The sequence below is a fragment of the Methylobacter sp. genome (genome assembly GCF_030680395.1).
In the GTDB taxonomy this organism is placed as follows: domain Bacteria; phylum Pseudomonadota; class Gammaproteobacteria; order Methylococcales; family Methylomonadaceae; genus Methylobacter_A.
In genome coordinates, this window is record NZ_JAUXVR010000013.1 from 21,595 (window position 1) to 29,880 (window position 8,286).

The 8,286-nt window shown below is 52.1% G+C and carries 7 protein-coding genes; 1 reads left to right on the forward strand and 6 read right to left on the reverse strand.

The genetic code is table 11. The features are described 5' to 3' along the window. Positions 1-31: 31 nt before the first annotated feature. The 6 genes from Q8L79_RS06765 to Q8L79_RS06790 all read right to left on the reverse strand — a co-directional run bounded on the left by Q8L79_RS06765 (position 32) and on the right by Q8L79_RS06790 (position 7,159). Complete coding sequence (locus tag Q8L79_RS06765; RefSeq protein WP_305269363.1) at positions 32-814, reverse strand: ABC transporter ATP-binding protein; 783 nt, start codon at positions 812-814, stop codon at positions 32-34. Next, positions 814-1,593: an urea ABC transporter ATP-binding protein UrtD gene (gene urtD / locus Q8L79_RS06770; protein ID WP_305269366.1), complete on the reverse strand. Its 780-nt coding sequence runs from the start codon at positions 1,591-1,593 to the stop codon at positions 814-816. The genes Q8L79_RS06765 and urtD overlap by 1 nt, the downstream gene beginning before the upstream one ends. Further along, positions 1,593-2,672, reverse strand: a complete 1,080-nt coding sequence (urtC, locus tag Q8L79_RS06775; RefSeq protein ID WP_305269368.1) for an urea ABC transporter permease subunit UrtC — start codon at positions 2,670-2,672, stop codon at positions 1,593-1,595. The genes urtD and urtC overlap by 1 nt, the downstream gene beginning before the upstream one ends. A gap of 3 nt (positions 2,673-2,675) precedes the next feature. Further along, complete coding sequence (gene urtB, locus Q8L79_RS06780) at positions 2,676-4,322, reverse strand: urea ABC transporter permease subunit UrtB (RefSeq protein ID WP_305269371.1); 1,647 nt, start codon at positions 4,320-4,322, stop codon at positions 2,676-2,678. Positions 4,323-4,454: 132 nt separating this feature from the next. Beyond that, entirely contained in the window at positions 4,455-5,753 is a 1,299-nt protein-coding gene (urtA, locus tag Q8L79_RS06785) for an urea ABC transporter substrate-binding protein (protein ID WP_305269373.1), read from the reverse strand. Between the two features lie 173 nt (positions 5,754-5,926). Further along, positions 5,927-7,159, reverse strand: a complete 1,233-nt coding sequence (locus Q8L79_RS06790; RefSeq protein WP_305269375.1) for a hypothetical protein — start codon at positions 7,157-7,159, stop codon at positions 5,927-5,929. A gap of 203 nt (positions 7,160-7,362) precedes the next feature. On the opposite strand from Q8L79_RS06790, the gene Q8L79_RS06795 reads away from it, so the two are divergent. Then, the gene (locus Q8L79_RS06795; RefSeq protein ID WP_305269377.1) at positions 7,363-8,097 is read left to right on the forward strand and encodes a hypothetical protein; all 735 of its coding nucleotides are present in this window, start codon (positions 7,363-7,365) and stop codon (positions 8,095-8,097) included. The last annotated feature ends 189 nt before the right edge of the window (positions 8,098-8,286 follow it).

The following is an 8,286-nucleotide window of genomic DNA, read 5'->3' on the forward strand; positions in this document are numbered from 1 at the left end:
CAAGCCCAAATAAACGCCGACATCATATCCATCAAACCGTCAAATACCGCTTAACCATGTCATCGCTCAATTCATTCATCGCCCCGACAGCCACGCCGCGGCCTCTATCCATAATATAAAACCGGTCCGCGACTTTACGCGCAAACGGCAGTTTTTGTTCCACCAGCAACACAGTTACGCCCAATTCGTTTTTGATCTTGATTATCCCTTCGCGCACTTCATCCTTCGCTTCGTCGCCTTGTTTTAGCAAGGGCGTCGTGATGCCTTTGGCACGGTTCAGGCGGATAATCACGTCGCCGATTTCGCTGACGATATTCGGCTGTATGCCTTCGGTCGGCTCGTCCAGAATAAGCAGTTTGGGATTAAGCACCAAGGCTCTGCCGATAGCCAGTTGCTGCTGCTGGCCGCCGGATAAATCGCCGCCGCGCCGTTTGAGCATTTGTTTCAGCACCGGAAAAAGTTCATAGATATGTTCCGGGACTTTTTTAATGCCTTGTTTACGCACCGCACGCAGGCCGATTTTCAGGTTTTCCTCGACCGTCAGCAGCGGAAAAATCTCCCGGCCCTGCGGCACAAAACCGATACCCAACTCGGCGCGGTGTTCCGGTTTGGCAAGGGTTAGCGCCTCGCCGTTGTAGTCGATAGCGCCGTCGCGCACATCGATCAATCCCATGATGCATTTAAGCAAGGTAGTTTTGCCGACACCGTTGCGGCCCATTAAACACAGGCAGGAACCGGCCGGAATATCCAGATTCAGATCCCATAAGGTATGACTGCCGCCGTAATATTGATTCAATCCGCTAATTTTCAGCATCAGTCCCCCAAATAAACCTGTATCACGCGAGGATCGTTCTGTACCTCGTCCATCGTGCCTTCTGTCAGCACCGAGCCTTCATGCAGCACCGTCACATGCTTGGCAATCGAGCGCACAAATTCCATATCATGCTCGACGACAACGATGGAGCGCTCGCCCTGCAACGATAACAGCAGTTCTGCCGTGCGTTCCACTTCCTGATGGGTCATGCCCGCTATCGGCTCATCGACCAGCATGACTTTGGGCTCCTGCATCAGTAACATGCCGATTTCCAGCCATTGTTTTTGCCCGTGCGACAGGATGCCCGCAGGTTGCGACCTGAGTTCAACCAGCCCTATCGTTTCCAGCACTTGCTCAATGCGGTCGCGCTGGGTTCCGTTCAACTTCGCAAATAAAGTCGCCCATGCGCCTTTATCGGTCGCTAAAGCCAGTTCCAGATTTTCGAATACGCTGAGCATTTCAAAGACGCTGGGCTTTTGGAATTTGCGGCAAATGCCCGCCTGGGCAATGGCCGGTTCGTCCATTTGCAGCAGGTCGATGGTTTGCCCGAAAAACACCGAGCCGGTATCGGGGCGGGTTTTGCCGGTAATCACATCCATCAGCGTGGTTTTACCGGCGCCGTTCGGGCCGATCAAACAGCGCAATTCGCCTGCGTCTATATATAGAGACAGCTTATTCAAGGCTTTGAAGCCGTCGAAACTGACGCTGACATCTTCAAGATAAAGAATCGGGCCGTGACTGGTATCTACCTGTCCTGGTTTAAGCGCTAAGCCGTTCATTATTTTTGCTCCTGCAAGCGGCGTTGCCAGAATCCGAGTAAGCCATCAGGCAATAACACTGTCACCAGAATAAAAGTAGCGCCGAGGAAAAACAGCCAGATTTCCGGCGCCCATCCGGTCAGCAGGGTCTTGGTGTAATTGACCAGCACCGCGCCGACGATTGCGCCGTACAGCGTGCCGCGGCCGCCGATAGCGACCCAGATGACGATTTCCAATGAGTTCAGCGGCGAGAATTCGCTGGGATTGATAATGCCCACTTGCGGCACATACAAAGCCCCGGCAATCCCGGCCAGCATCGCCGCAAACACAAAAATCCATAGTTTGAACATCTCAACGCGATAACCCAGAAAACGCACCCGCATTTCCTGGTCGCGAATCGCTCTTACCACCCGCCCGAGTTTGCTGTTGACCACCCAACGACTCGCTAGGAAAGCAAGAATCAGGATCATGCCTGAGGCCATCAACAAACAGGCGCGGACTGCATCGGATTGAATATTAAAGCCAAGAATTTCCTTGAAATCGGTTAAGCCGTTGTTGCCGCCAAAGCCCATTTCATTCCTGAAAAAAGCCAATAACAGCGCATAAGTCAGCGCCTGGGTAATAATCGACAGATAAACGCCGGTCACCCGCGAGCGGAACGCCAACCAGCCGAATAAAAAAGCCAGGGCACCGGGAACCAACACAATCATGATCGCGGCAAACCAGAACTGGTCGAAACCGTGCCAATACCAGGGCAGTTCTTTCCAATCGAGAAACACCATAAAATCGGGCAGCAGCGGATCGCCGTAAACGCCGCGATTACCGATCTGGCGCATTAAATACATGCCCATCATATAGCCGCCCAGCGCAAAAAAAGCGCCATGACCCAAAGCCAGAATGCCGCAATAACCCCAAACCAAATCCAGCGACATGCCCAGCAACGCGAAAGTCGTATATTTTCCCAATAGCGACACCGTATAAGCGGAGAAATACAGCGGCGAACCCGGTGCAAAAATCAGGTTGCACAGCGGAACAATCAGGCTGATTGCGGCCAAAACAGCCAGCACCCAAACTGTGGCTTTATCATTTTTGAACAGCATCGCTTAGCCCTCCACCGCGCGGCCCTGTTGCGGAAATAACCCGCGCGGGCGTTTTTGAATGAATAAAATGATAAATACCAGCACCAGTATTTTCGCCAAAACCGCGCCCGCGTAAGGTTCGAGCAATTTATTGGCAATGCCCAACGAAAATCCCGCCACCAGCGTGCCCCATAAATTACCGACGCCGCCGAAAACGACGACCATAAACGAATCGACAATATAGGCCTGTCCCAAATTCGGGCCGACATTGGTGATCTGGCTTAACGCAACCCCGGCCACTCCGGCGATGCCCGAGCCCAGCCCGAAGGTCAAGGCATCGACCCGGCCGGTCGGAATGCCCATGGCTTTAGCCATGTTGCGGTTCTGCGCAACAGCGCGCACTTCCAGGCCCAGGCGGGTGCGCTTGAGGATTTGCAGCAACAATACGAACACCATCAGGCAGAACACCAGTATGTACAAGCGGTTCCAGGTCAGCGACAAAAAGTCGTTGATTTGCAAGGTGCCGCTCATCCATTCCGGCGTCGCGACGCTGCGGTTTAGCGGCGAAAATATCGACCGTACGGTCTGTTGCAAAAACAGGCTGACGCCGAAAGTCGCCAACAGCGTTTCCAGCGGGCGGCCGTATAAAAACCGGATAATGCCGCGCTCAATCACAATCCCGGTCAATGCCGAAATGATGAAAGCGGCCGGTACCGCAATCGCCAGCGACAGCCCCAAATGGTTGGGCATCAGTTGCTGCGTGACGTAGGTGGTATAAGCGCCGAGCATCATCAGCTCGCCATGCGCCATGTTGATCACGCCCATCACGCCGAAGGTAATCGCCAGGCCAATTGCGGCCAACACCAGCACCGCGCCGAGACTTAAACCGAAAAACAGGGTTTCGATACCGGCATACATTTGCAGTTGGGAATTGATTTTTGACAGCGCGGCTTCGGCTTGATTGCGCACATCGCTGTCCGCTTCCAGATAATGGCCGTCGGCATCTTTTTCGACCAGTTCATTTAAGCGGTTAACCACATTCTGGCTGGCTTGTTCCTTTAATAAGTCTATCGCCGCCAAACGCACGGTTTTGTCTGCGCTATTTAATTGTTCCTGTCCCAAAATAAGCTTGATCGCTTTTTGTACGCTTTCGTCCTGTTCCATTGGCAGATGGCCGCGCAACATTGCCAAACTCTGATCGTCCACAGACTTGCCCATCGCACTAACAGCGGCAAGTCTTACGGCGGAATCGTCGTCATTCAATTGCAAGCGGCCGATTATTTTCCGTAACGAGGTGCGTAGGCTGTTATTAACGGTGATTTTTTGCGTAGCGGAGCGTTCCACTATGCCGAGGCTTTCCGCGCTTTTGGCGTCGGTCAGTTTGTAGCCGGTCTCGATTTCTTCGCCGATGACCAGTTGTCCATCGGTTTTAAGAGTAAATAACCGCCCATCGAGCAGGGCTTGTAATACCGTAGTGGCCTGCGGCTTTTGCACGGCGGCCAGTTGTTCGATAGCCTGTCCGCGCTCTTGCATGGACCCGGCTTTAAGATTGGATAAAGCCGCTGAGAAAGCATCCTCAGCGGTATTTTCCTGACCGATACTCAAGGTTGGCGACATCAGGATAAATCCCAGAATTACTTGGCAACACCATCGGAAAGAATTCGGTTTCATAACAACTCCGTAGTTTAATAAATGGAAAACGGATGGCACTGATTGGGCGGGTGTAAACGTGGGAGCGGCTTCAGCCGCGATAATCGCGGCTGAAGCCGCTCCCACAGTGTTAGAAAATATGTTAGTTACCGCTCAAAAATTCTGCCCGGAGCACTTCTTGGTTTTGGTGTTGTAATTGCCGCAGCTGATAGGCGCTGTCCAGTCGGCGATAATCGGTTTGCTTTCAGGCAAGAAGTCGGACCAGGCATCGCCGTCAACCAGTTTGTTGGTTTGCCAAACAGTCTGCAATTGGCCGTCGTCCTGAATTTCGCCGATTAACACCGGTTTGCTGATGTGATGGTTAGGCAACATTTTTGAGGTGCCGCCGGTCAGGTTTGGAAACTCGACGCCGATGATCGCTTTTTGTACCGCATCAGAATCGGTGGTACCGGCTTTTTCGACCGCTTTGACCCACATGTTGAAACCGATGTAGTGCGCTTCCATCGGATCGTTGGTGACGCGTTTCGGATTTTTGATAAAGTCATGCCATTGGCTGATAAAAGCGGCATTTTTGGTGGTATCGATGCTCATGAAATAGTTCCATGCAGCCAGATGACCCACCAAGGGTTTGGTGTCCATGCCCGACAACTCTTCTTCGCCTACCGAAAACGCGATGACAGGAATCTTTTCTGCGGAAATGCCCTGGTTGCCCAGTTCCTTGTAGAACGGGATGTTGGCGTCGCCGTTAATGGTCGAAACAACCGCCGTTTTCTTACCCGCCGAGCCGAATTTCTTGATGTCGGCAACAATACTTTGCCAATCGGAATGTCCGAAAGGCGTGTAGTTAACCATAATGTCCTTTTTGGCTACGCCTTTGGAAAGAAGGTAGGCTTCAAGAATCTTGTTGGTGGTGCGCGGATAAACGTAGTCGGTGCCTGCCAGTACCCAACGTTTTGCCTTTAAATCGTTCATCAAATAGTCAACAGCCGGAATCGCCTGCTGGTTCGGCGCTGCACCGGTATAAAAGACATTTTTGGACGACTCTTCGCCTTCATACTGCACTGGGTAAAAAAGCAGGCCGTTAAGCTCTTCTATGACCGGCAACACGGATTTTCGCGATACGGAAGTCCAGCAGCCGAAGATGGCGGCGGCTTTATCTTTGGTCAGCAATTCGCGGGCTTTTTCCGCAAACAATGGCCAGTTGGAAGCCGGATCGACGACCACCGCTTCAAGTTTTTTGCCGAGCAAACCGCCTTTTTTGTTCTGCTCGTCAATCAGCATCAGCATGGTATCTTTCAGCGTGGTTTCACTGATCGCCATGGTGCCGGACAATGAGTGCAGCACGCCCACTTTGATGGTGTCTTCGGCGTTTGCTGTACCGGCCGTAAAGGTCAACGTCGCTATCGCGCCGGCAATGCCGAGTAAGCGCAGTTTTGAAGATAATTTTTTCATATTAATAAATCTCAAATAGTTAAAGAAAGGTGGCCTAAAGGCTAAGGGCTAAGGGCTAAGGGCTAAGGGCTAAAATTTTGGGCCTTTAGCCTTTCGCCCTTCATCTTTTGCCTTTTCATCCATCAGCCAAAATCCGTGACATCTGTGTTCGATTTTCCAGCGGCTAAATAGATTTATATCTGCCACTGAAAGCCGACTTTAACGGCGTTGGTTTTTTCGCCTGCGGCAGTTGAGGTGTAATTCAGGCCTTTAGTCATAAGATCGCCGTATTCCCAACTCAAAGACACGCGCGCGTTATGGCCGTCGATCACATAGTTCACACCGCCTTCATAGGAATTACGGTCGGAACTGCCGCCGGGCATCACATTCACGTAACGCAGATAAGGCTGAAATTGGCCGATACCGACTTTTTGCGGAAACAAGTACATGCCGCTGACGTCATAGGCATTGCCTTCAAACATCGAAAAACCGCCGCCTGCATCGCGCGAAGCCTGACTGTAACCGTCTGAAATACCGTAGTTTTTGTATTCGCCGTTTAACGTAACCACGCTGTTATTGGGCAGCACTTTTTCCATCAGCACATCGACTGCGGTTCCCCGGAAGTTACCGTGATCTGCAGCGGTGCCCGCGCCATCTTCCTGATACTGGTTGGACACGGCGACGGTCAGAATGTCACCGCCTTTGCCGTAGTAAGTGCCTGAGGTGTAATAGCCGGGGTTCTTCTCGACCTCCCAGAAGTTGTAGGCGAAACGTTGGCTGTACAGAATATTGTCGTCGACATTGGCGCCGCCTCTTAAGCCGCGGAAAAAACCGACCGCATATTGCAAGCGACCGTCAAACGCCGCGCCCCAAAAGGTCGCACCGTCATCACGGCCGAAAGAACCGGCTGAAGTACCGTCCGATTTAATCGTTAAATTGTAATCGGCAGGCTCAAACGGCGTGCCTGAGCTAAAAATATTGTAGATCGCGCTGTAAAACGGACCGTTCATTTCCCGGCGTTCGGCCGGAACCAGCATGCGGCCTACCCAGAGGTTAACCATCGGGGCGTACTCAATCTTGCCGATTGCATCCAGCACTCGCACTTCGCCGCCGTTGCTACAGGTTTGGCAGTCGGTATTGAACTCGACCTTCAAATATTTATGAATTTGCCCATTGACGTACAAACGGATGTTGTCCAGGTTAAAGTCGTTGCTCCATTTGTTGGCGCTGGCGCCGGCTCCGCTTTCGGCCGCTTGAAAGCTGGTGCGCAAACCTGCGCCGATGCTGACCCATTTGGTATCGTCAATTTTAAATGTTGCCCCGGCTTGCGTGGTCGGGGCATACCCGACCGCCAGCGTTAACAGGCTCAGTGCCGAAAGAAGCGGCTTGCTTCGTAGTCCGGCCGTTGTTTTTGTAGAATCACTCATGTCAGGTTCCCCAGAATTTAAAACGTGATTTGATAGTGCAGCCGGGTTATCCGGATGCAGCCAGAAAGTTGGCTGGGAATCATTATTTTGCTCGGGGGAAATTTGCACAATGCGTCATCTGACTCATCAGTCAAATGACGTATAGGCAGAAACCGGCAACTCGCCTACAGTTGCGGAACCTGTCTCACACCATCCGGATTCGCATGAATAAGCTAATACAAGACCCTGTCAGGAGCCTGTTTTTCAAAGCTGTCGCAATGGCCGGGCTATTAACCGCCTGCGCACCGGGCCTGGAAAAAAAGCCGACTCAACTCGACACCGCATCGATTAAACAAATTGAATTTAAAATCGGTACGATCAGGCAACCGTCGTTGAAATCGACATTGGCTCAACAAGACGTGGCTAACCGAATTAGCAAAAATTTGGCCGGCTGGGGCTATCCGACAGGGGCTAAAGACAATCAAGTTTTCAGCCATACCTTAACCGCCGAAATCGGCTTGATTGAACACAGTGAAACGCCGCCCGGATTTTCATTTTCTTCCGGAAATTCCGATCCAAGAGCGCTCGATTTTCAAAAAAGCGAGGTGCTGCCGATCGGCTGCGAACTGACTTCTATCGAACAGCCGACACAAACGACCTATTTATATATAGATTTTGCCGCTGGGAGTTCGACCAGCGCGGCGCAATTGGTCGATCACATCAGCACTGTCTGTTTCAATCTGTTGAGCGAACTTAACTGGCCGGATAAAACGCAAAACCAGCCGTCTTCAAGCCTTAAGCCAAGCTGGATACCGGAAGTGCGTATCGAAACCGTAACCAACCCGGCCGAAGCGGAAAAAGCCGATGCCCCGGTTAAGGCAGATGAAGGACGCAAGCAGATCATCATTCATAATCAGGGGACGCCGGTGATTTTAAAATTCGGCCATGAACGGCTATGAGCCAAGCGGCCGTTATTGGGCGTGACTCTCTCGTTCCCACGCGCCGCGCTCGTCGTTATACACATCTCGACGTAGGCCGGAATAAGCCTGTCCGCGCGTTAAGCGCAGGACTGGTGTTTCCGGCGCTCCGATTGCCGGAAACATCCGCCCTTGCTGACGCCGGGCGGACTCATTCCGGCCTACATCCAG

What these genes read in the sequence shown, in the direction of transcription:
- Q8L79_RS06795 (WP_305269377.1), top strand. Translation starts at nt 7,363, where the DNA reads ATGAATAAGCTAATACAAGACCCTGTCAGGAGCCTGTTTTTCAAAGCT.
- urtB (WP_305269371.1), bottom strand. Translation starts at nt 4,322, where the DNA reads ATGAAACCGAATTCTTTCCGATGGTGTTGCCAAGTAATTCTGGGATTT.
- urtC (WP_305269368.1), bottom strand. Translation starts at nt 2,672, where the DNA reads ATGCTGTTCAAAAATGATAAAGCCACAGTTTGGGTGCTGGCTGTTTTG.
- Q8L79_RS06765 (WP_305269363.1), bottom strand. Translation starts at nt 814, where the DNA reads ATGCTGAAAATTAGCGGATTGAATCAATATTACGGCGGCAGTCATACC.
- urtA (WP_305269373.1), bottom strand. Translation starts at nt 5,753, where the DNA reads ATGAAAAAATTATCTTCAAAACTGCGCTTACTCGGCATTGCCGGCGCG.
- urtD (WP_305269366.1), bottom strand. Translation starts at nt 1,593, where the DNA reads ATGAACGGCTTAGCGCTTAAACCAGGACAGGTAGATACCAGTCACGGC.
- Q8L79_RS06790 (WP_305269375.1), bottom strand. Translation starts at nt 7,159, where the DNA reads ATGAGTGATTCTACAAAAACAACGGCCGGACTACGAAGCAAGCCGCTT.